We start from the raw sequence: 21,111 nt of genomic DNA, 5'->3' as shown, positions 1-21,111 counted from the left end.
CAGGTCAGCCGTCGCCCTGCAACACACTGGCGACTTGCGAATTGATCAAAAACGACAGTAATTCCTCGGCGGGTCGTTCGAGCTCGCCAGGGCGCGTGCACAGCAGGATTTTGCGCTCGGCCCACGCATCAGCCAGCGCGATCATCCTGATGCGCAGGCTCGGAATATAGCTACGCGCGGCCGCGCTCGACAGCACGCCTATTCCCATACCGGCTTCGACCATCCGGCACAGCGCTTCGAAGCTCTGTGTCTGCGCGCGCAGCTTCAGGTTCTTACCATGGACGGTAGCGGCCGACAGCATGCGCTCTGTCTGCAAGGCGTTGGTATCGAGCCCGATGAAGTCGTAATCCAGCAACTCCTCGAACGCGACGCTCTCGACATCCAGGGGATGGTCCTCGGGAACGATGACACACAACCGATCAACCTTGTATTCGCGCACCGCCAGATCATCGATGAGCGCGCCCTCCATCACAATACCGATATCGCCTGCCCCCTCGTGGATGAAAGACGGAATACTGGCGCTGCGTCGTTCACGCACATCGATCCGGATATTCGGACGCGAGGCGCTGAAGCGTGCCAGCTCTTGCGGCAGGCCTTGCGCCATAGCCGTTGTATTAACATACAGCCGCACACTACCTCGTATGCCGCCGACATACTCGGCCAGCTCTCGCTGCATCCGGTCGACCTCTTGCAAAACCTTGTCGACCCCTCTCGCCACGATGGCGCCCGCGGGCGTGGGCTCGATACCGCCACCCGGAGGGCGGCCAAAGAACTCAATGCCAAACTGATGTTCCAACAACGAAATACGACGACTGGCAGCCGACAACGTGATATGCATGCGCTCGGCCGATTTGGACAAGCTGCGCGTATCGACAGCGTGGCGCAGCAAAACGAGCGAAGTCAGATCGGGTAGCATGAACGCGTTGTCTCCTTGGTCTGTTCGAAAGGCCTGACGCTATTTCAAAAGCCGGCTCTTTAGCCTCTAGGGGCTGAGACACAATACTCACGACAACGCCATCGTGCAACAGACGAAAAAAAGGGCCTCGCAATGGAGACCCTTTTTTAAATTTGGTGCGCCCGGCAGGATTCGAACCCACGACCCCTTGGTTCGTAGCCAAGTACTCTATCCAACTGAGCTACGGGCGCTGATAAAGAGGCGAAATTATAACTGATATTTTTGAGTTGTCCAGTGGAGTCGCTGGGGCGGCGTCTCTGCCAGAAAGACGATGCGCGTCGTCGGTACCGTCGTTTTCTACCTCGGGGATGCACCTTGGGGGGGAACAGTCACACGAGGGCGTCTTTTGCCTTCGATATCCGGCAGCCAAAATGCGACCAGTCCCAGTAGAGGCAAATAGGCGCAGACCTGGTAGACGTAGGTAATACTCGTGACGTCCGCCAGCTTGCCCAAGGCGGCGGCACCCAGCCCGCCCATGCCGAAGGCCAACCCGAAGAACAGGCCTGCAATCATGCCCACCCGATTGGGGACCAATTCCTGCGCGTAGACCACGATAGCCGAAAACGCCGAGGCCAGAATGACGCCGATGATCACCACCAGTACGCCAGTCCAAAACAAATTGGCGTGCGGCAAGAGCAAGGTAAACGGCGCAACGCCCAAAATCGAGACCCAAATGACAAGCTTGCGGCCGACGCGGTCACCCACTGGGCCACCCGCCACCGTCCCCACGGCGACCGCCGCCAGGAACAGGAACAAATACAGTTGCGCGCTGCGTACCGACAAATCAAAGCGGTCGATCAGGTAGAACGTGAAATAGCTGTTCAGGCTAGCCAGATAAAAATACTTGGAGAAGATCAGTATCCCCAGAATCCCCAACGCGCCGAGGACTTGTCCGCGCCTGAGCGTCGTGACGGACCCGGCTGTTCGGGCCTTGGGTTTGAGCAACGCGCGATTTGCACCGTACCAGCGCCCGATACCGACCAGCACGACAATGCCAAACAAGGCCGCCAGAGAAAACCAGGCCACGCTGGTTTGCCCGTGCGGAATGATGATCAACGCGGCGAGCAAGGGGCCAAGCGCCGAGCCCACATTGCCCCCTACCTGAAACAGCGACTGCGCCAAGCCATGTCGACCGCCCGACGCCATGCGGGCAACGCGTGAGGACTCGGGATGGAATATCGACGAACCTGTGCCGACCATGGCGGCGGCCACCAACAAATAGGGCAAAGACGGGGCATACGCCAGCAACACCAAGCCCACCAACGTAAAGGCCATGCCGACGGGCAGCGAATACGTTGTGGGTCGTTTATCGGTATACAAACCGATCCACGGTTGAAGCAGTGAGGCGGCAAGCTGATAAGTCAGCGTGATGAGCCCGATCTCTCCAAAGCTCAAGTTAAACGAATCCTTCAGCATGGGATAGATGGCTAACAAGATCGACTGGATCATGTCATTCATCATGTGGGCCACACTGATGGCGCCCAGGACCTTATACGAGGTCGATGACGTCGGTTTAACGGACGCGGACACGACGGAAACGGGGTCGGAACTGACAGCTTGCGGGGAAGTCATGACGTAGCAGCAAATACCAAAGAAAGACAACCATCAACCAGACAGGCGATGAAACACCTGCCCTTCCTGCACCTAATACTAGATCTCTCACGCGAACGCGCAACTGAATGAATGGTGCCCACAAACAGTGTATAAAGTCCGAAACACACGAAAGTGCCAATATTTATCGCAAAAGTGACATCGTCAACATGCCTCGTCGCCCGCCTCCGTCGCTGGACCCCACGCGCAGCCTTGATGCCAATGACTATCAGCATGTGCCGCGCAGAGTCACGGCGATGGCCAAGGACTTTGTCCCGAGCGACACGACAGGCCCGCACAGCCATCCGCGAGGCCAATTGATCTATGCCGTTGAAGGCGCGATGCGCGTCAGTTCGCCCGACGGCTTCTGGATCCTGCCACCGCTGCGCGCACTGTGGGTGCCGCCGGGTACCACGCACGGCATTCAGATGGTAGGCACCGTACTGATGCGCACCCTGTATGTGCATGCCGATGCGGCCCACGCGCTGTGGAACCGTTGCCAGGTGATCGAGGTATCAGGGTTGCTGCGCGAGCTGATTCTGGCCCTGGCTGCCGAACCCGTTGAATACGCCCTCGAGGGCCGCGGCGGCCAAATCGCGACCCTGCTGCTGACCGAGCTGCAGGCCGCGCCCGTCATTCCGATTCAGATTCCCTGGCCACATGATCGACGCCTGCAAACTGTTTGCCGCGCCATTCTGGCGCAACCCAACCTGAATCGCACCGTACACGATTGGGGAGATGAAGTGGGTGCCAGTGGCCGCACCGTAATCCGGCTATTCCAGGCGGAACTGGGGTTGAACTATCGGCAATGGGTGCAGCAGGTGCGTCTGGCCGATGCCCTGCATCGCCTATCGCTGGGCCAACCGATTGCGCGCGTCGCCGCCGAACTCGGCTACCGCAGCCCCAGCGCCTTCAGCGCCATGTTCCGACGAGCACTGGGCGTACCGCCACAGACGTATCTGCGGACCGGCTATCCGGCGTTGGCTTAGCCCAAAAAAAATGTGCGCCAGATAGTCGTGCGCCAATGTGGCTCGAGCCATTCGAAGCCCCCGTCACCTACCCTAAGCGATATCCAGCATGTCATGCGGAAAAGCATTCATCAGCGCACGGGAATCGAAGACCGGCTCAGCCAGATCGGGGGATTCTAGCGCTTGCGGAATTGACGTCGAAAATACTGCAGATGGTCTGCCTGTACCTAGAAAATAATCCAGATACTTGAATGCCGGTTCAAACAGACTGGCAATCGGGCGAACCGGCATACCAAGCGCCTCGGCCAGGACAAGGCCGTGCAGCGAACTGGCCAACACGAGATCCGCGACTGCGATCTCTGCCGCGACATCGCAGGGCGCCTGTCCTGGGCTCACGATACGAATATCGGCAGTCAGGGCGAGATGATCCGTCGATATGAGCCGCTCATCATTCAAGTTCGGGATATAGACGACTCCCCCGGTGGGGCCTGCGCTGCGGCGTTTTTCAATGGCCTGTTCGATCTCGGCAGCATACAGACGAGGAAATAATAGGCCGGGGTCGCCATAGATTTCTGGGCATGCGATTCCGCGTGCCTTGAGCGCTTCTCGCGTAAGGGGGCCACGCACTGCGGTGACAACGATGCCCATGTTGTCCGTCACATGCGTTGGCCACAACTTGCCATTGATACCAGCCCCCCAGACCACATCATCCTTGCGCGCATTGTGAATAATCGAACCGACCGACAACAATTTAGAACGGCCTCTCGGTGGCGCATCAATAACCTGTAGATGGTGTTTCCCAAGCCGCTGAAGTAAGGCGCGCACGACCATCGGCCCGAGATCATCACCAAAATTAGAGGCATTGGGCCGATTGGGCACCCAGCGATAAACAGGCACGGTATGACCATCAGCCAGGGGCAAATGAGCGGCTTGTGGCGAACGTATCGAAGTCATGGGAAGAGATTATTAGCGCAATTGAGGGCGTCCGCGTGTTTACGCCACTCCTCGTAACAGTCGCTGACTCCCAGACGCAAAAACCCGCCGATGTCTGGCGGGTTTTTTACTAACTTACTGCGTGGGTAGAGACATAGGGGAAAGCCCCCCAAAAAAAAAGGATCTCGCAATGGAGACCCTTTTTAAATTTGGTGCGCCCGGCAGGATTCGAACCCACGACCCCTTGGTTCGTAGCCAAGTACTCTATCCAACTGAGCTACGGGCGCTGCAAAGAAAGAAACTATAGCACTCTTTTTGCATACCAGGCAAATCCCGATTGTCAGGGTACTGCAAAACCTGCGCTGTTCGAACCCGAATCGGCACTCTTATTGTCATAGTTCTCGGGCACTCTCGCGTGCTGTATGCCAAATTGACAATGGCGCAGGAAATTGCGATGAAGAGGGTTGCCAAGAAGGCAGAAAAAATCGCCAAGAGAACTGTTTTTGGCCTGCTAGGTACCTTTGCCAGGGTTAGACAAGAGATACCCGTTACAGCGCTACAAGGCGTTTCCAGGATCATTGTCATCCGTCCTAACTACCGCATCGGCAACGCGATCCTTAGCACCGCCATCATCGCACCGCTGCGCGAGCGGTTTCCGGGGGCGACAATAGACTTCCTCGTCACCGACAAGACCGCGGTGCTGTTCAAGAATCTGCCTGTCGATCACATCGCCGCGATGTCCAGGTCCGCGATCCTGCGGCCTTGGCGTGCCGTCTCGATGATGCGCAATTTGCGGGCGCAACGCTACGATTTGGCGGTGCAGTTGGCAAACAGTTCGTTGAGTGGCCTGGTTGCCTCGAGGCTGGTCGGTGCCCGCTACGTTATGGGCAAGCCAAAACGCGGCGCTGCCTGGTATGACGTTCCGGTCACCGCCCCCATCGTCCATGCCTACGATACAGGCACCGCATTCTCGCGAGCGCTGGGAATGATCGGCCCCGTCAGGACCCAACTGGTCGCGTCCAATGAGGAAACGACGGCCGCGCTCGGCCAATTGCAGGCCCTCGGCCTGGTGGCAAACGGCGACGGCCAGGTAGAGCCGTTCGTTGCTGTTTTTGTGGGGGGTCATGCAGACAAAGTCTGCCCCCTCTCTTTCTGGCTGGCGTTGATACGAGGCCTGGATCAGATGGGAAAGCGGTTCGTGGTTTTTGTTGGCCCCGAAGAAAAGACGATGGTCCCTCACATGCGGCATGCCCTGGGGGTACTGCCGCACGGCATGCTTTGCCCGCCTCAGCCTCTGCGAATATTTGCGGCCATGCTGGCTCAGGCGCGCCTCCTGGTGACGCCAGATTCTGGGCCGATGCATATGGCTGCCGCCTTGAACGTACCGGTGGTGGTGATGGCCCAGACACAGAAATCATTGAAATTCGTACCGCCCGGTGCCGGATCGCATGTCGTGTTGGGTCTGAACGTGTCTCAGGCGCTGACTGCCGTAAATCGCCCTGAATGGATCGCGCTGAAAACGGCAGGCGACGCAGGAAGCCGAGGCAGACAGGTAACACCGACTGTGTCGGCCTCAGGCACGCAGCGCAAGACTGCGTGCCAAAGGAGGCAGCGCCCGTTTGCGACCGTCCGTATTACGTTTTCAGCGTTGCCATTGATTCAATAACAGTTGTATTATTGATCTATGAACGAAGAACAAACCATCACGGCCCTGAGCGCGCTCGCTCACACGCAACGCCTGCGCATATTCCGCGCCCTCGTCGTGAAGGGCCCAGAAGGACTTATCCCCAGTGTCCTGGCGGACCAGCTAGGTGTAGCTCGCAATGCGCTGTCATTTCACCTGAAGGAGCTATTGCATGCGAATCTGGTCAACGCCGAACAGCAAGGCCGCAATCAGATCTATCGCGCCGATTTCTCGCGCATGAATGGGCTGCTGGGCTATCTGACTGAGCACTGCTGCCAAGATGAAACATGCGAAGCCAGCGATTCCAAGACCCGCCCCTCCTGCTGACGAAGGACCAACCGTGAAACGCTTCGCCTGCTGCCTCACCTTCAATCCCATCAACCCACCGCCACGCGATACCCATTGCGAGGCGAAATCACCTATCCGCTGCTTCTAGGGGACTACCCATGTCGAAATCGACTTACAACGTATTGTTCATCTGCACCGGAAATTCCGCCCGCTCTATCCTGGCCGAAGGCATCATGAACGGCCTGGCCGGTGAGCGATTTCACGCCTACTCTGCGGGCAGCCACCCAAAGGGAGAGGTTCACCCGATGGCCCTGAACACGCTGAAAACGTTGTCGCTACCCGCAGACGGCTATCACAGCAAGAGCTGGGATGAATTCACCACCCCCGGCGCGCCGGAGTTCGATTTCATTTTTACCGTCTGCGATAACGCCGCCGGCGAGGTCTGCCCTGTCTGGCCAGGACACCCGATGTCCGCGCATTGGGGTCTGCCCGACCCCGCTGCCCATGAGGGGACTGAAGAAGAACGTCTGAAGGCCTTTCACGACACGGCGCGTATGTTGAAGCGTCGCATCGAACTGTTCCAATCGCTGCCGTTCGATCGGCTGGACGCCATGTCGCTGCACAGCGAACTGCACGGCATCGGTCGTACGCAGGAATAGCGTAACAATGCCCTGGGTGATTCTGATCACCTCGGTGAGTGCGACGGACACGAGCAGGACACGGCCTTGACAGTGATACAAGTCAGTGGCGATGCTTTGCCCTTCAACCTAATCAACCCGTGGTCAATTTGATGCGTCTGGCTGGCCGTCGAAACGTTGTTCTCGCCCTTGGGGTCACACAGACGCTGGCCTGGGCGTCGAGTTACTATTTGCCGGCCATGCTCGCCGTTCCCATGGCACGTGAGTTGGGCATCAATGCGCCGGTTGTATTTGCCGCATTTTCGGTCGCGCTGCTCATTTCGGCACTGGTAGGCCCCTACGCGGGGCTTGCCATCGACCGCTGGGGCGGCCGCCCCGTATTGATGGCAACGAATGTTCTGTTCGCAGGCGGACTGGCGTGCCTGGCAGGCGCTCAGGGGCCAATCAGCCTGTTTTTGGCCTGGGCGCTGCTGGGTATCGGCATGGGCAGCGGACTATACGAGGCCGCCTTTGCCACCCTGGTACGCCTCTATCGACAGGACTCGCGCAGCGCAATCTCCGGCATTACCCTGCTCGCAGGATTTGCCAGCACCGTGGGCTGGCCATTGTCCACCTACCTTGAATTGCATTGGGGTTGGCGGGGCACCTGCCTGACATGGGCGGCGCTGCATCTTGGGGTCGCGCTGCCTCTGAACGCGCTATTACCCAATCCGTCGCATCCCGCCGATCGGGCGCCGGCACCAGACGAAACGACTCCCAAAACGACGGCCGATGCGGTATCGACAGCAGGTGCCACCACGCTATGGCCGTCCATCTTGTTGGCCATTGTGTTTGCTATCACCTGGTTCACCAGCACGGCCATGGCAGCCCATTTGCCGGGTGTCCTGATGGCCAGCGGTGCGACGTTGGCGGCCGCGGTCGCCGCCGGTGCACTGGTGGGCCCTGCACAGGTGGGGGCCCGTGCGCTCGAATTCACGTTGCTTCGGCGCATGCACCCCCTCCTGGCTGCCAGGCTTGCTTCGCTGGGCCACCCATTGGGCGTGGCAACATTGCTCGTATTGGGCGCCCCTGCCGCTTCGGCGTTCGTCATTTTGCACGGCGGCGGAAACGGCATTCTGACCATTGCAAAAGGCACATTACCCCTCGCGCTGTTCGGCCCACAGGGCTATGGCCTGCGGCAAGGGATATTGATGGTGCCCGCGCGTATTGCTCAGGCGGCGGCCCCCTGGCTCTTCGGTTTGTGTCTCGAAAAATGGGGGGTAAATGCGCTTCTGATAACAGCCGCTCTGGGACTGATCAGTTTCGCAGCGCTGGGGTTTCTGCGCCTGGCGCGGGCAGTACCATCAAGCAGCGCTTGAGAAGACTGGTACCCGAATCGACACACCCTGACAGGTATCAAAGGCGCGTTATCAAGAAACAACAAAAAACCCGCAGAACCAGTGTTCATGCGGGTTTTTGAGTAATGTCTGAATATTGATTCTTCTGGCGGAGACGGAGGGATTCGAACCCTCGATGCAGTTTTAAGCCACATGCTCCCTTAGCAGGGGAGTACCTTCAACCACTCGGCCACGTCTCCGCAGAACTTGCAATTCTAGCATGATTTTTATGACATGCACCGATGGCGCATGCCAAAACTCACGCGCAATCAGGCCTTTTCGGTGGGCGACTGGTCCAGTTCAAAAGCCTTGTGCAAAGAGCGCACGGCCAGTTCCATGTACTTGTCGTCGATGACCACCGATGTCTTGATTTCGCTGGTGCTGATCATCTGAATGTTGATGCCCTCTTTGGAGAGCGTCTGGAACATCAGGCTGGCCACGCCCACGTGCGAACGCATGCCGATACCGACAATGGACACCTTGGCGACCTTGTCGTCGGTGACCAGTTCGCGAGCCTTGACGGTCGGGATGACGTCACGCTTGAGCAACTCGATGGTGCGCTGGAACTCGTTGCGATTGACCGTGAACGAAAAGTCGGTGGTGCCCGCCACGGACTGGTTTTGCACGATCATATCGACATCGATATTGGCCGCGGCGACCGGGCCCAGGATGGAGTACGCCACACCCGGGGTATCAGGCACGGCCAGCAGGGTGATCTTGGCTTCGTCGCGGCTGAAGGCGATGCCGGAGACTACGGCGGCTTCCATTTTTTCGTCTTCCTCAAAAGTAATCAGCGTGCCCGAAGTGATTTCTTCTTCGAGCGGAATGAGCGGGTCGGTCAGCGAGGACAACACGCGCGTGGGGACACGGTATTTGCCGGCGAACTCCACCGCGCGAATTTGCAGCACCTTGGAGCCCAGCGAGGCCATTTCGAGCATTTCTTCGAAGGATACTACCGACATGCGGCGCGCTTCGGGTACGACGCGCGGGTCAGTGGTATAGACGCCATCGACATCGGTGAAAATCAGGCACTCGTGGGCCTCGAGGGCTGCAGCGACGGCCACGGCGGAGGTGTCCGAGCCGCCTCGGCCCAGGGTGGTGATGTGTCCGTCGGGATCGATGCCCTGAAAGCCGGTCACGATGACGACGCGGCCGGCATCAAGGTCGGCACGAATGCGATCGCCGTCAATGGCGGTGATGCGGGCCTTGGTGAAGGACGAATCGGTGCGCACAGGAACTTGCCAACCGGTGTAGCTGCGAGCAGATACGCCCTGGGTCTGCAAGGCAATGGCGAGCAGCCCACTGCTGGCTTGTTCACCGGTAGCGGCGATCATGTCGAGCTCCCGGGGATCCGGCTGAGGCGTGATTTCGCGGGCCAAGCTCAAGAGGCGATTGGTTTCGCCGGCCATGGCGGACGGCACGACGACCACTTGGTGGCCGGCGGCATGCCATTTGGCGACGCGGCGCGCAACATTGCGGATGCGCTCAACGGAGCCCATCGAGGTACCGCCATATTTGTGAACGATCAGGGACATCTCGTACTCTGGCTGGAAAGCCGGCCCCGTCAGGGCGGGCAAAGCCTAGTATTTTAGCGCGTGGTTAGGATTTGCGCAGAGAGCGGCGTTTTGTGGGGGACAGTGTGGCGCTATTTTGGCGTACAGGCCGTGTCTTACGCTATTTTTTTCGGCGCTCTAGTCGTACTCGGCCACGATGGCAGCGGATTTGATGTTGGGCGTGGGCGACAGTCATTTGGCGATCGTGGCCTAGGCTGTGGAGTTGGCGGAGTTGCCGTAGCAGGTCTGCCAGTCGAGCTTCGGTGGGCATGCCGGCGCCGTGGCGGCGTAGCCAGTGGCGCAGGACCAGGGACTGGCGAGGGGGCGGGAGTTCGCGCCACTTGGCCAGGGAAAAGCTCAATCCGTCTGGGGAGGGGTCTAGCGTCGCCAGATCATCGTCGGCGACGTCATCGAGGATGCTGGTGGACTCGGCGGCGCGTCTTGCGTGGCTGGCCAGGCGGGATTGCCAGCCGGGCCAGCGGGCGTCGAGGACGGGGGACAGGAGCTCGCGGACGGCGGCTCGCGTGTAGCGAGGGTCGGCGTTGGTGGGGTCCTGGACAGGTTGCCAGGCGTGGCGCTCGGCGAATGCCTGGGCGGCTTGCAGGATGCGGGCACGGGGTTGGCTTAGCCAGGGTCGATGGTAAGTCAGGCCATCGCGTTGCATGCTGGGGGACATGGCGGCCATGCCGTCGGGGCCGGTGCCGCGTAGCAGGCGTAGCAGGACCGTTTCGGCTTGATCGTTTTGATGATGAGCGAGCAGGATATGCGGGACGCCGTGTTGCCGGGCCAAGGCGGCCAACGCGGCGTAGCGGGCCTCGCGAGCGGCGGCTTCGATGCCCAGGCCACTAGCGGTATCGACTTGGGCGTGTGTGATAGCGACAGGTACGTTCAGAATCTGTCCCAGGGATTGAACATGGTTGGCCCAACCGTCGGCTGCGGGCTGCAAGCCATGGTGAACGTGGAACAGGACGAGCGGGATGCCCTGCTCTCGCGCGACGCTGGCGGCGTGGGCGGCCAGCATGGCGGAGTCAACGCCGCCGCTGGTGGCAACGGCCAGGTGTGTCACGGGATTTGCCGCGCCCTGCAACAGGCTGCGCAGGGCATCGGTCAAATCGGGACACGGGAACACGGCGATCTCAGCTACGGACTTCTTGGAATTTTCCGTAGGACAGTAGGCGCTGTACGCGTTGTTCGACCAGTTGCTCGGCAGTCATGCCGCGGAATTGACGCAGAGCGTCACCCAGCGCGCGGCGCAGCAGGCGTGCCATGACGCGCGGGTCGCGATGAGCGCCACCGACGGGCTCGTTGACGATGCGGTCGACCAAGCCTAGGTCTTTCAGACTAGGGGCCGTAATGGCCAAGGCCGCGGCGGCTTCGGATGCCTTGTCGGGACTACGCCACAGAATCGATGCGCAGCCCTCGGGAGAAATCACCGAGTAAGTGGAGTATTGCAGCATCAGTACGGCGTTGCCTACCGCAATGGCCAGGGCGCCGCCCGAGCCGCCCTCGCCGATGATCGTGGTGATCACAGGCACCTTGAGCTCGGCCATAGCGTAGATGTTGTGCCCAATGGCTTCGGATTGCCCGCGCTCTTCGGCACCGACGCCGGGGTAGGCGCCCGGGGTATCGACGAAGGTAAAGACGGGCAATTTGAATTTTTCGGCAACGCGCATGAGGCGAAGGGCTTTGCGATAGCCCTCCGGGCGAGGCATGCCGAAGTTGCGCGCGGCGCGTTCCTTGGTGTCGCGGCCCTTTTGGTGGCCGATGACCATGCAGGATTCGCCGTTGAACCGCGCGAGCCCGCCGACGATGGACTGGTCGTCCGCATACATGCGGTCGCCGTGCAGTTCGTGGTAGTCGGTGAAGATCTCACGCACGTAATCGAGGGTGTAGGGACGCTGCGGGTGGCGTGCCACCAGCGCGGTTTGCCACGGCGTCAGTTTGCCGTAGATTTCCTTGGCCAGCGTCTGGCTTTTTTGCTGCAGCCGGCTGATCTCGTCGGAAATGTCGACGGCGGAATCAGCCTGGACATAGCGCAGTTGCTCGATTTTGTTTTCGAGCTCAGCCATTGGTTGTTCAAATTCAAGGAAGGTATTGCGCATGGAATAGGGTTCCGTTGTTGGGTGCCAAGTGCTGCATCAGTGCTGAACCGCTTGGGATTCCAGACTGCGCCACAGGTACCAGGTCGCCACGGTACGCCAAGGCTGCCACGCCGACGAGACCTCTCGGGCCTCGAAGCGCGAGACAGGCTCACCGCTAAAGTAGTGTAACGAGATCGCTTTAAGCAACCCCAAATCGTCCAGAGGCAGAACGTCGGGGCGCTGCAAGTGAAAGATCAAAAACATTTCGGCCGTCCAGCGACCGATGCCACGGATGGCGACCAACTCAGAGACCACGCTTTCGTCTTCCATGGCAGCCCAGCTTTCGGGGTGCACGCGACGTTCGCCAAAATGCGCGGCCAAATCTTGTACGTATTCGCACTTGCGTTGCGGCAAACCAGCCTCGCGCATGCCCGACACACCGACCTTGAGTACGCTCGCGGGGGTAGGACGCTTGCCCACGGTATCCAGAAACCGTTGCCACAGCGTATCAGCGGCCTTGACGGAGATTTGCTGGCCCAGGATCGCACGCGCCAGCGTCACAAAGGGCGTGCCGCGCGACGTCAACCAGATCTCGCCATGCTGGGGAATGATTTTTTTCAGAATGCGATCGCGGCGCATGAGATGGGCGACGGCTTCTTCCCAGTAATCGGGTTTGGCAATGGCGATATCAGCAGTAGACATGACAGTGGGGGCTCCTCAGGCGCGACGCCATTGCGTGATACCACCGGATTTGTCATCGAGCTCGATGCCGGCCTCGCGTAGCTGCGTGCGGATGCGGTCAGCCTCGGCGTAATCACGCGCCACTTTGGCGGCGGCCCGGGCTGCGATCAGTGCGTCGATTTGCTCGGCGCTCAGCGCGTCGGCAGCCGCGTCTGCCTGACTCATACTGGCCATCGAATAACGGGTGGCGCACTGAAAGTAGCTGGCCGGGTCTTGTTGCAACAGCCCCAGCACGGCGCCCAGCGCTTTGAGCTGACCGGCACTGTGCGTGCTGCGCGTGCGGTTGGCATCTGAGGCCAGATCGAACAAGGCGGCAAGCGCCCCCGAAGTGTTGAAATCGTCGTCCATCGCGGCCTTGAAGGCCTGTGCCTGCGGGGACTCCCAGTCGACAGGACTGTCGTCGGGCGCCACATTCAGCAAAGCCTGGTACAGGCGATCCAGCGCATTTTGCGCATCGATCAGATTGTCCGGTGCGTAGTTTTGCGGGCTGCGATAGTGATTGCGCACGATAAAAAAGCGCAACATCTCGGCTTCACGCGGGTTGATGGCGTAATCCGCCTGATCGGCCGCGGGCTCGCCTTGCGCAATGGTCTGCCGGATGGTGCGGAAATTGCCCAGGGACTTGGACATCTTGTCCGAGTCGACCATCAGCGGGCCGCAGTGCATCCAGATGTTGGCAAGGGTGCCGCCAAATGCGCCTTCGGTTTGAGCGATTTCGTTTTCGTGATGCGGAAATTTCAGATCGGGACCGCCCCCGTGGATGTCCAGGGGCAAACCCAGCAGGGCTTTGCTCATCGCGGAACATTCGATGTGCCAGCCGGGACGACCCAGGCCATAAGGCGACGGCCATTTCGTGTCCTCGGGTTCATCGGCCTTTGCGGATTTCCAGAGGACGAAATCGAGCGGGTCGCGCTTGGCCGAACCGACAGCTACGCGCTCGCCGGCGCGCAGATCATCCAATGCCTTGCCCGACAATTTTCCATAACCCTCAAAACCTCGCACGGCGTAGTTCACATCGCCATCGTCGGCTCGATAGGCCAGGCCGTTTTGCTCGAGCTTGCCGATGATGTCCAGCATCTCGCCCACGTACTGTGTGGCGCGCGGTTCGCGATCGGGCGATTGCACCCCCAGGGCGCGCTCATCCGCATGCATGGCGGCGATGTAGTATTCGGTGACCTCGCCAATGCGACGTTGGGTCTGCACCGCGCGGCGGATGATTTTGTCGTCGATGTCGGTAATATTGCGTACATAATCGACCGTCAGACCACTGCTGCGCAGCCAGCGCTGCACGACGTCGAAAGCGACCAGCATGCGCGCGTGGCCCAGGTGACAATAGTCGTACACGGTCATGCCACAGACATACATGCGCACCTGGCCCGGCTGAGCCGGCTGGAAAGGTTCTTTCGTACGCGATAACGTGTTGTAGATGTGCAGCATGACGCTTGAATGGGCCTCGATAATTTGCGGTGTCAGTCCCGCGGGTCGGTCCACACCGGTGCCAGAAACATCGGCGGATCAGCCACGAACGCAACCGGGGCTAAAATGGCGGTCGTCAAGTATAGCAAGCGGCCTCGTTACGCGCGCAACGCGGTCCATTTTTAAACGGATGCCTTCGTGACCTTTAATCGCCTTTCTCGTACGACATTGTTGGTCATGGTACTGGTTGCCTTGCCAAGCGGCGCTGCCCTGGGTCAGGCGATGGGCGGTAGTGGTGATCTGCCCTACAACGACACCCAGACACGCACAAAACTGGATCCCCCCCGCCCCGAGGGCGGCTGGAAAGGCCTGGCCAATCTGCTCGAAGCGCTCAAGCCCGGTGTGGATACCCGCCTGGATCCCACGCCCTCGCAGATTACCAGTCATATTGAACGACTCCTCAATGATGGCCACGCTGAGCAAGCCTTGTCGATGATCGAGAAACGCCAGGCCGAGATCGAGGGGCAGCGCGGCACTGACGTGCAACTCATGTTCCAGCACGCGCGGGCGCTGGCGGCACTGGGCCGCACGACCGAGGCCGTGGATATTTACACCGAAATGACGACACAATTTCCAGAATTGCCCGAACCCTGGAACAATCTGGCTGCGTTGTACGCGCAGCAGGGCGACCTGGATCAAGCGCACGACGCACTCGAAATGGCGTTGCGCGCCAATCCCGACTATCCGGCTGCGCGGGCCAACATGGGCGATATTCAGCTCATGATGGCATTACGTACGTACCGCGACGCCGCGAAAGAAGGCGTGCCTGGCATGGACACCAAGGCACGTGAAATCGAAAACATGCTAAAGGAAAAACAACACCCATGATTTCGCGCTACTCTCCCCTTCATTTGCTGCGCTTGGCAGCCTGCAGCGTTGCCCTGGCCACGATCGTGCCGGTCACTGCCGGCGCTCAGCCCGCAACCCCATCCACCCCCTCTACGACAGAAGGTACTAAAACCATGAGCACCAATCCTCGCGTCAAGCTACAAACCAACCAGGGCGACATCGTCATCACGCTGAATGCGGAAAAAGCGCCCAAGACAGTGGAAAATTTCCTCGGCTACGTCAAGAGCGGTTTCTATAACGGCACCGTTTTCCATCGCGTCATCGATGGTTTCATGATCCAGGGCGGCGGCTTCGAAGCCGGCCTCAAGCAAAAACCCACCCAGGCTCCCATCGAAAACGAAGCCAACAACGGCCTGAAGAACGACAAATACACCGTGGCCATGGCCCGCACGAGCGATCCGCACTCGGCGACTGCCCAGTTCTTTATCAATGTGGGCAATAACGACTTCTTGAACTTCACCGCTCCCACGCCCAACGGCTGGGGCTACGCCGTGTTCGGCGAAGTCACCGACGGCATCGACGTGGTCGAAAAAATCAAGGGAGTGAAAACCGGCAACAGCGGTTTTCACCAAAACGTCCCCACTGAAGACGTGATCATCGAGAAGGCCGAAATCATTGAATAAGGTCAAGTTGCAGGGCCCGGTCTGGCTAGCTTCGGATATCCATCTGGGGCCGGCCACGCCGGCCACGGCAGAGGCGTTTCTGGGCTTTCTGGATGCGGCAGCCGACGAGGCCGCCGCCCTGCTCTTGCCGGGCGATATCTTTGATGCCTGGATCGGCGACGACGTCGTCCAGGTGGCGCCGCCCTGGCTGGCCACGGCCTTGCAGGGACTCAAGCGTACCGCTGCGCGCATTCCACTGTGGCTAGGACGAGGCAACCGCGATTTCCTGATCGGCACGGATCTGGCTCACGCACTCGGCGCACACCTACTGTCTGAACCTGCACTGCTGGAGACGGACTACGGCCGCATTCTGCTGACCCACGGCGACGAGTACTGTACGGACGATACGGCTTATCAGCAGTTTCGGACGATGGTTCGCGACCCTCGGTGGCAGGCAGAATTCCTGGCCAAGAGCATCCCGGAGCGCATGACCATGGCACAACAAGCGCGCGGAGAAAGCCAATCGGCGAACCAGATGAAGTCCGCCGAAATCATGGACGTCAATGCACAAGCTGTCGAAGCGGCTTTTCGGACGGCAGAGGTCAATATTCTCGTGCACGGTCACACGCATCGCCCCGCCCGGCATGTCCTCGAAATCGATGGACGCCGCTGCGAACGTTGGGTATTGCCCGACTGGGAGTGCGATCACGCCAACCCGCCCCGTGGCGGCTGGCTGATCATCGACCGCGACGGACTGACTCCCTACGATCTGGATAACGCCTGATCGCCGTCCGTCGTGTCGGCACAATAAAAAAAGCCGGATTACGATCCGGCTTTTTTTACGTGTGCTTGGTTTTTACGTTCGCCCAGAAACCTGAGACGACGCCTACGCGAACAGGGATAGCCAAACGGCCACCACAATCCCTAACGCAATCCGATACCACGCAAACACGCGATACGTGTGGTTTGACACAAAGCGCAATACGGCCCGCACCACCACCAATGCGCTGAGAAACGCCGCCAAAAAGCCCACGGCGATGGCGGACAAATCGTGCTGGCTCAACAAATCGATATTTCGGTACAGGTCGTAAGCCGCTGCACCCAGCATCGTCGGCATCGCGAGAAAAAACGAAAACTCTGTCGCCGTCTTGCGCTGGATACCGGCAATCATGCCGCCAATAATCGTCGCGCCCGAACGGGACGTACCCGGAATCATCGCCACGCACTGCGCCACGCCGACACCCAGCGCCTGCTTCCACGTAATCTGCTCCAGCGTGCGGGCCGAGGCGCGCTCGTCCGACGCCGTGTCGTCTGCTGCCCCCGGCGTGTCTCCGGGTGTCTCGTGCGTCTTGCGCTCGACCCACAACATGATCAGGCCGCCCAGCACCAATGTCACGGCAACGACGCCCGGATGATAAAACACCTGCTTGATGGACTTGATGAAAATCGCACCGATGACGGCGGCCGGAATAAAGGCCACTAGAAGGTTCCGAGTAAAGGCCATCTCGGTCGGTACGCCGGTCAACGTACCGCGGATCAATTGCCACAGCCGCGCACGAAATACCCACATCACCGCCAGGATGGACCCCAGCTGAATCACCACCTCGAATACCTTGCCCGTGCTCGAGCTGAAGCTGATCCAGTCACCGAAGATAATCAGATGCCCCGTACTGGACACGGGGATAAATTCGGTCAACCCCTCGATGATGCCGAGGAAGAATGCCTTGATCAGGTGTAGCGTACTATCGGTCACAGTATGAGCAAAAAGAAAGGTTAATGATTGTCGCCGTCGGACTCGTCTTCGGACGGAACCAATGAAACACGCTTAACGCGCACTGAGGAGATACGACGCCCATCGAGCGCCAAGACCTCGAAATGGAAGCGGTAGTGCGCGTCTTCGTAGTCACAACTATCACCCGGTTGGGGCAGATGGCCAAAACGCGCCAATAAATAGCCCGCCAACGTGGAATAGTCTTGCGAGTCGTCGAGCAAATTTTCGGTTTCCAGCACTTGCTCGACATGATGTAGGTCGGCAGCGCCATCGATGCGCCATATATCGTCTTCGAGCGGGGTGATATCGGGCGACTCGTCCTCGTCCGGAAACTCACCGGCGATCGCCTCGAAAACGTCGATTGGGGTCACCAGGCCTTCGATCGCGCCAAACTCATCGGCCACCAGCACCAATTGGCCACGCGAGCGTTTCAGTGTATCCATCAAGCGCAGGATACCAATGGACTCGTGGACAATGATCGGATCACGTAGCCGGTCACGACGAATGCTGCGGTCGGTGATCAAGTCTGCCACCAGGTCCTTGGCGCGCCCGATGCCGATCACCTCGTCCAGCGAACCTCGGCACACCGGAAAAAAGCTGTGTGGCGCCTCGGTCAACTGGGCACGGATCGTCTGCGCATCGTCGTCGATATTGATCCACGACACATCGGTGCGCGGCGTCATGATCGACTGAATCGGACGCTCGGCCAGTGTCAACACCCCACTCACCATGTTGCGCTCTTCGACGCCGAAGGGCTGCACAGCGGGCTGATCCGGGCCAAGCGTCATCGTATCGTCCCCGTCGGCAGGCGGGCGCTTGCCCAACATGCGCAGCACCGCCCCGGCCGTGCGGTCACGCATCGGACGGGTCGCGTCCAATCGCAATATATTGCGACGCGCCACCTGATTGAGCGCCTCGATGGCGACGGAGAAACCAATGGCCGCATAGAGATAGCCCTTGGGCACCTTGAAGCCGAAACTTTCGGCCAGCAGCGAAAAGCCGATCATCAGCAAAAAACCCAGGCACAACACGACCACGGTCGGGTGTGCATTGACGAATCGGGTCAGCGGTTTGGAGGCTAGTAGCATGATGCCGATAGCGATGGTCACCGCTATCATCATGATGGCCAAATGATCCACCATCCCCACGGCAGTAATTACTGAATCCAGCGAGAACACCGCATCCAGCACGACGATCTGGGTCACGATAACCCAAAAGCTGGCATATACACGTGGTCCCGATGCATGCTCGATCTTGCCTTCGATGCGTTCGTGTAGCTCGAGTGTCCCCTTGAACAACAGGAACAGTCCCCCCATCATCAGGATCAGGTCCCGTCCCGAAAAGGTCAGTGGCCCAATAGAAAACAGAGGTGCCGTCAGTGTGACCAGCCATGACATGACCGACAACAGACCCAGACGCATGAGCAGCGCCAGGGACAGGCCGACGATGCGCGCGCGCTCGCGCTGCGCCGGAGGCAACTTGTCCGCCAGGATGGCAATGAAAATGAGGTTATCAATCCCCAGGACGATTTCAAGAACGACCAGGGTAAGCAGGCCGACCCACGCGGCAGGATCCTGCAGCCACTCCATCGAAAGCTCCAAAAATTACGGAACTGCCAATCGTACAGGGAAATGGCGTCACTTGCCGGCAACATACAGACAAATGCGTCACAAATGGCGCGTCTAAGGCCCCAGCGACAGCGCCGAGCGGCGTGCGAAGCAGCACGTTGGCGTCATCGCCAAAACATGCCCCACACGCTCTGGAAAACGGCTAGCCCTGCTTGGGTTGCAGGGCCGCCAGCATCTGCGTAAAGATCTTGGGGCTCGCGGCCAGGACATTGCCGGTGTCCATCCAGCCTTGCTCGCCGTCGAGATCCGCGACCAGTCCACCGGCCTCCTGGACCAGCAGGCTGCCGGCGGCCAGATCCCAGGACTTGAGCTTAAGTCCACAAAAACCGTCCAGACGACCTGACGCGACATAGGCCAGATCCAGCACGGTCGACCCCAAGCGGCGCACGCCGCTGCAGTTTTCCGTCATTTGGGCAAAACGGCCACCGTTGGTATCTCCCTCGCCCGAACGGGGCCAGTGGGCGCCCAACAAGGCCTCGGCGTAGCGTATACGGCCCGACACGCGCACGCGACGGTCGTTCAGAAACGTGCCGCTACCGCGACTGGCGGTATACAACTCGTTGCGAGACGGATCATAAACCACGGCCTGCGTCACCTGGCCACGCTGCGTCAGAGCAATCGAGACGGCGTAGTTAGGCAAACCATGGATAAAATTGGTCGTGCCGTCCAGGGGATCGATAATCCACTGGAACTCGGCTTGTTCAGGGCCCTGCAGACCGAACTCCTCACCCAGGATCGCGTGGTCGGGATAGGCGGCGTGCAGCGTTTCGACGATGGACTCCTCGGCGGCACGGTCGACATCCGTGACATAATCGCGCGGCCCCTTTCGAGCTACGCTGATTCGTTCCAAGTCCAGGCTGGCACGATTAATGATGGTGCCGGCACGCCGGGCCGCCTTGATGGCGATATTGAGCATCGGGTGCATAAAATTCCGTACGTATGCAGTAAGACGCAAAGGGGATGTCTGGGGTTTTGTACCAGAAAACGCCCCTGAGCGATCACATGGGTGGCCCTGCTGCAATTGCGCAGCGGACCCCGAAAAATCAGGATGGCACTAGGCCAAACCGGGTATTTTAAATGACTCAAGCATTTTCACGCGTTCAGTTCATCATGGTACAGCCCAGCCACCCCGGAAATGTCGGGTCGGCGGCGCGCGCCATCAAGACGATGGGGTTCCAGGATCTGGTCCTGGTCGACCCTCGCTATCCGGACATGACCACACAGCCCGAGGCGGTGGCGCTGGCCAGTGGCGCGGTGGACGTCCTCGAACGAGCCCGGATCTGCAATACGCTCGAAGAAGCCCTCGCCCCCGTCACCTTGGCATTCGCCCTGACGGCACGAGTGCGAGACCTGGGTCCTCCTCCTTGCGATATCCGGCAAGCCGCCGAACTGGCCCGCGACCACCTTGCCAGCCCCGGATCCGGCTGCACGGCCGTGGTCCTGGGGACGGAGCGCGCCGGGCTGACCAACACCCAGATTGCCCTGTGCCAACGCATCTGCCACATCCCCGCCAACCCCGAATACAGCTCGCTAAATGTCGCCCAGGCGCTGCAACTCGCCGCTTGGGAACTGCGCTATGCCTTACTGATCGAGCAAGGGACAGCCCTGCTCCCCGTCTCGACCGCGCAACAGCCCGATCCAGGCTCGGCACTCGCTACCAGTGACGCCGTGCAGGCCTTCCTGGCCCATTGGGAACAAGCGCTGATCCAGGTCGAATTCCTGGATCCGGCGCATCCCAAAAAACTGATGCCCCGCATGCGGCACCTGTTCGGCCGCAGCGGGCTCAGTCGGGACGAAGTCGACATGCTGCGTGGAGTATGTACGGCCATGCTGCGCAAGACCGCGGCGCAGAATAAATAGTCCGTCACGCGAGTGGCGATCATGCCACCTTCTCAAAACAATCAGGCGGGCCATAAATATGGCCCGCCTGATGACTTAAGCGCCACCCCCGTCGAGGTGTGGCTTATCAGTCACGGAG

The 21,111-nt window shown here is 59.8% G+C and carries 20 protein-coding genes and 3 tRNA genes; 9 read left to right on the top strand and 14 right to left on the bottom strand.

Annotated elements, in window-relative coordinates; all coding sequences use genetic code 11:
• Window positions 1-4: 4 nt before the first annotated feature.
• The 3 genes from ACNAZS_RS21895 to ACNAZS_RS21885 form a co-directional block, all read right to left on the bottom strand.
• Complete coding sequence (locus tag ACNAZS_RS21895) at window positions 5-916, bottom strand: LysR substrate-binding domain-containing protein (protein ID WP_415792632.1); 912 nt, start codon at window positions 914-916, stop codon at window positions 5-7.
• A 153-nt stretch (window positions 917-1,069) separates the two neighbouring features.
• Window positions 1,070-1,146, bottom strand: a tRNA-Arg gene (locus ACNAZS_RS21890).
• A 106-nt stretch (window positions 1,147-1,252) separates the two neighbouring features.
• Window positions 1,253-2,527, bottom strand: coding sequence for an MFS transporter (locus tag ACNAZS_RS21885; protein ID WP_415792631.1), 1,275 nt, complete (start codon window positions 2,525-2,527; stop codon window positions 1,253-1,255).
• A gap of 188 nt (window positions 2,528-2,715) precedes the next feature.
• Here ACNAZS_RS21885 and ACNAZS_RS21880 point away from each other — a divergent pair, with 188 nt between their 5' ends.
• Window positions 2,716-3,534, top strand: a complete 819-nt coding sequence (locus tag ACNAZS_RS21880; protein WP_415792630.1) for an AraC family transcriptional regulator — start codon at window positions 2,716-2,718, stop codon at window positions 3,532-3,534.
• A 72-nt stretch (window positions 3,535-3,606) separates the two neighbouring features.
• Here the strand turns inward: ACNAZS_RS21880 and ACNAZS_RS21875 are convergent, their stop codons facing one another.
• Both ACNAZS_RS21875 and ACNAZS_RS21870 read right to left on the bottom strand, forming a co-directional pair.
• A complete protein-coding gene (locus ACNAZS_RS21875; RefSeq protein WP_415792629.1) occupies window positions 3,607-4,467 on the bottom strand; it encodes a polysaccharide pyruvyl transferase family protein in 861 nt (286 codons plus the stop codon).
• A 189-nt stretch (window positions 4,468-4,656) separates the two neighbouring features.
• A tRNA-Arg gene (locus ACNAZS_RS21870) sits at window positions 4,657-4,733 on the bottom strand.
• A gap of 167 nt (window positions 4,734-4,900) precedes the next feature.
• Between ACNAZS_RS21870 and ACNAZS_RS21865 the strand changes: the two genes are divergently transcribed.
• From ACNAZS_RS21865 to ACNAZS_RS21850, 4 genes are all read left to right on the top strand, one after another.
• Window positions 4,901-6,112, top strand: a complete 1,212-nt coding sequence (locus ACNAZS_RS21865; RefSeq protein ID WP_415792628.1) for a glycosyltransferase family 9 protein — start codon at window positions 4,901-4,903, stop codon at window positions 6,110-6,112.
• Between the two features lie 18 nt (window positions 6,113-6,130).
• Entirely contained in the window at window positions 6,131-6,457 is a 327-nt protein-coding gene (locus ACNAZS_RS21860) for an ArsR/SmtB family transcription factor (RefSeq protein ID WP_415792627.1), read from the top strand.
• 119 nt (window positions 6,458-6,576) lie between these two features.
• A complete protein-coding gene (locus ACNAZS_RS21855) occupies window positions 6,577-7,077 on the top strand; it encodes an arsenate reductase ArsC (RefSeq protein WP_415792626.1) in 501 nt (166 codons plus the stop codon).
• Between the two features lie 131 nt (window positions 7,078-7,208).
• Window positions 7,209-8,414: an MFS transporter gene (locus ACNAZS_RS21850; protein ID WP_415792625.1), complete on the top strand. Its 1,206-nt coding sequence runs from the start codon at window positions 7,209-7,211 to the stop codon at window positions 8,412-8,414.
• Window positions 8,415-8,539: 125 nt separating this feature from the next.
• On the opposite strand, the gene ACNAZS_RS21845 is transcribed toward ACNAZS_RS21850, so the two are convergent.
• The 6 genes from ACNAZS_RS21845 to cysS all read right to left on the bottom strand — a co-directional run bounded on the left by ACNAZS_RS21845 (window position 8,540) and on the right by cysS (window position 14,244).
• A tRNA-Ser gene (locus tag ACNAZS_RS21845) sits at window positions 8,540-8,632 on the bottom strand.
• Window positions 8,633-8,701: 69 nt separating this feature from the next.
• Entirely contained in the window at window positions 8,702-9,967 is a 1,266-nt protein-coding gene (locus tag ACNAZS_RS21840) for an aspartate kinase (protein WP_415792624.1), read from the bottom strand.
• 139 nt (window positions 9,968-10,106) lie between these two features.
• Entirely contained in the window at window positions 10,107-11,114 is a 1,008-nt protein-coding gene (gene tilS, locus ACNAZS_RS21835) for a tRNA lysidine(34) synthetase TilS (protein ID WP_415792623.1), read from the bottom strand.
• Window positions 11,115-11,121: 7 nt separating this feature from the next.
• Complete coding sequence (locus ACNAZS_RS21830) at window positions 11,122-12,087, bottom strand: acetyl-CoA carboxylase carboxyltransferase subunit alpha (RefSeq protein WP_415792622.1); 966 nt, start codon at window positions 12,085-12,087, stop codon at window positions 11,122-11,124.
• Window positions 12,088-12,123: 36 nt separating this feature from the next.
• Complete coding sequence (locus tag ACNAZS_RS21825; RefSeq protein ID WP_415792621.1) at window positions 12,124-12,768, bottom strand: DNA-3-methyladenine glycosylase family protein; 645 nt, start codon at window positions 12,766-12,768, stop codon at window positions 12,124-12,126.
• Window positions 12,769-12,783: 15 nt separating this feature from the next.
• Entirely contained in the window at window positions 12,784-14,244 is a 1,461-nt protein-coding gene (gene cysS, locus ACNAZS_RS21820) for a cysteine--tRNA ligase (protein ID WP_415792687.1), read from the bottom strand.
• A 216-nt stretch (window positions 14,245-14,460) separates the two neighbouring features.
• On the opposite strand from cysS, the gene ACNAZS_RS21815 reads away from it, so the two are divergent.
• The 3 genes from ACNAZS_RS21815 to ACNAZS_RS21805 are packed head-to-tail and all read left to right on the top strand — an operon-like array spanning window position 14,461 to window position 16,518.
• The gene (locus tag ACNAZS_RS21815; RefSeq protein ID WP_415792686.1) at window positions 14,461-15,111 is read left to right on the top strand and encodes a tetratricopeptide repeat protein; all 651 of its coding nucleotides are present in this window, start codon (window positions 14,461-14,463) and stop codon (window positions 15,109-15,111) included.
• A complete protein-coding gene (locus tag ACNAZS_RS21810; protein WP_415792620.1) occupies window positions 15,108-15,755 on the top strand; it encodes a peptidylprolyl isomerase in 648 nt (215 codons plus the stop codon). The genes ACNAZS_RS21815 and ACNAZS_RS21810 overlap by 4 nt, the downstream gene beginning before the upstream one ends.
• Complete coding sequence (locus ACNAZS_RS21805; RefSeq protein WP_415792619.1) at window positions 15,748-16,518, top strand: UDP-2,3-diacylglucosamine diphosphatase; 771 nt, start codon at window positions 15,748-15,750, stop codon at window positions 16,516-16,518. Before ACNAZS_RS21810 ends, ACNAZS_RS21805 begins: the two co-directional genes overlap by 8 nt.
• Window positions 16,519-16,620: 102 nt before the next feature.
• On the opposite strand, the gene ACNAZS_RS21800 is transcribed toward ACNAZS_RS21805, so the two are convergent.
• The 3 genes from ACNAZS_RS21800 to ACNAZS_RS21790 all read right to left on the bottom strand — a co-directional run bounded on the left by ACNAZS_RS21800 (window position 16,621) and on the right by ACNAZS_RS21790 (window position 20,058).
• Window positions 16,621-17,487: an undecaprenyl-diphosphate phosphatase gene (locus ACNAZS_RS21800; protein ID WP_415792618.1), complete on the bottom strand. Its 867-nt coding sequence runs from the start codon at window positions 17,485-17,487 to the stop codon at window positions 16,621-16,623.
• A gap of 20 nt (window positions 17,488-17,507) precedes the next feature.
• A complete protein-coding gene (locus ACNAZS_RS21795; RefSeq protein ID WP_415792617.1) occupies window positions 17,508-19,094 on the bottom strand; it encodes a TerC family protein in 1,587 nt (528 codons plus the stop codon).
• A 181-nt stretch (window positions 19,095-19,275) separates the two neighbouring features.
• Window positions 19,276-20,058 (bottom strand): inositol monophosphatase family protein, encoded by a 783-nt coding sequence (locus ACNAZS_RS21790; RefSeq protein ID WP_415792616.1) that lies wholly within the window; start codon window positions 20,056-20,058, stop codon window positions 19,276-19,278.
• A 152-nt stretch (window positions 20,059-20,210) separates the two neighbouring features.
• Here ACNAZS_RS21790 and ACNAZS_RS21785 point away from each other — a divergent pair, with 152 nt between their 5' ends.
• Window positions 20,211-20,993 carry an RNA methyltransferase gene (locus tag ACNAZS_RS21785; protein ID WP_415792615.1) on the top strand — a complete coding sequence of 261 codons (783 nt, stop codon included), beginning with the start codon at window positions 20,211-20,213 and terminating at the stop codon, window positions 20,991-20,993.
• The last annotated feature ends 118 nt before the right edge of the window (window positions 20,994-21,111 follow it).

The sequence above is a fragment of the Bordetella tumulicola genome, assembly GCF_965138755.1.
Classification (GTDB): Bacteria; Pseudomonadota; Gammaproteobacteria; order Burkholderiales; family Burkholderiaceae_B; genus Bordetella_A; species Bordetella_A tumulicola.
The sequence above is the reverse complement of the archived record's forward strand: the minus strand, read 5'-3'. Positions and strand labels throughout refer to the sequence as shown.

Excerpts from the sequence above, each read along its gene's own strand:
- ACNAZS_RS21895 (WP_415792632.1), bottom strand. The coding sequence starts at position 916 with ATGCTACCCGATCTGACTTCGCTCGTTTTGCTGCGCCACGCTGTCGAT.
- ACNAZS_RS21885 (WP_415792631.1), bottom strand. The coding sequence starts at position 2,527 with ATGACTTCCCCGCAAGCTGTCAGTTCCGACCCCGTTTCCGTCGTGTCC.
- ACNAZS_RS21880 (WP_415792630.1), top strand. The coding sequence starts at position 2,716 with ATGCCTCGTCGCCCGCCTCCGTCGCTGGACCCCACGCGCAGCCTTGAT.
- ACNAZS_RS21875 (WP_415792629.1), bottom strand. The coding sequence starts at position 4,467 with ATGACTTCGATACGTTCGCCACAAGCCGCTCATTTGCCCCTGGCTGAT.
- ACNAZS_RS21865 (WP_415792628.1), top strand. The coding sequence starts at position 4,901 with ATGAAGAGGGTTGCCAAGAAGGCAGAAAAAATCGCCAAGAGAACTGTT.
- ACNAZS_RS21860 (WP_415792627.1), top strand. The coding sequence starts at position 6,131 with ATGAACGAAGAACAAACCATCACGGCCCTGAGCGCGCTCGCTCACACG.
- ACNAZS_RS21855 (WP_415792626.1), top strand. The coding sequence starts at position 6,577 with ATGTCGAAATCGACTTACAACGTATTGTTCATCTGCACCGGAAATTCC.
- ACNAZS_RS21850 (WP_415792625.1), top strand. The coding sequence starts at position 7,209 with ATGCGTCTGGCTGGCCGTCGAAACGTTGTTCTCGCCCTTGGGGTCACA.
- ACNAZS_RS21840 (WP_415792624.1), bottom strand. The coding sequence starts at position 9,967 with ATGTCCCTGATCGTTCACAAATATGGCGGTACCTCGATGGGCTCCGTT.
- ACNAZS_RS21830 (WP_415792622.1), bottom strand. The coding sequence starts at position 12,087 with ATGCGCAATACCTTCCTTGAATTTGAACAACCAATGGCTGAGCTCGAA.
- ACNAZS_RS21825 (WP_415792621.1), bottom strand. The coding sequence starts at position 12,768 with ATGTCTACTGCTGATATCGCCATTGCCAAACCCGATTACTGGGAAGAA.
- cysS (WP_415792687.1), bottom strand. The coding sequence starts at position 14,244 with ATGCTGCACATCTACAACACGTTATCGCGTACGAAAGAACCTTTCCAG.
- ACNAZS_RS21815 (WP_415792686.1), top strand. The coding sequence starts at position 14,461 with ATGGTACTGGTTGCCTTGCCAAGCGGCGCTGCCCTGGGTCAGGCGATG.
- ACNAZS_RS21810 (WP_415792620.1), top strand. The coding sequence starts at position 15,108 with ATGATTTCGCGCTACTCTCCCCTTCATTTGCTGCGCTTGGCAGCCTGC.
- ACNAZS_RS21795 (WP_415792617.1), bottom strand. The coding sequence starts at position 19,094 with ATGGAGTGGCTGCAGGATCCTGCCGCGTGGGTCGGCCTGCTTACCCTG.
- ACNAZS_RS21790 (WP_415792616.1), bottom strand. The coding sequence starts at position 20,058 with ATGCACCCGATGCTCAATATCGCCATCAAGGCGGCCCGGCGTGCCGGC.
- ACNAZS_RS21785 (WP_415792615.1), top strand. The coding sequence starts at position 20,211 with ATGACTCAAGCATTTTCACGCGTTCAGTTCATCATGGTACAGCCCAGC.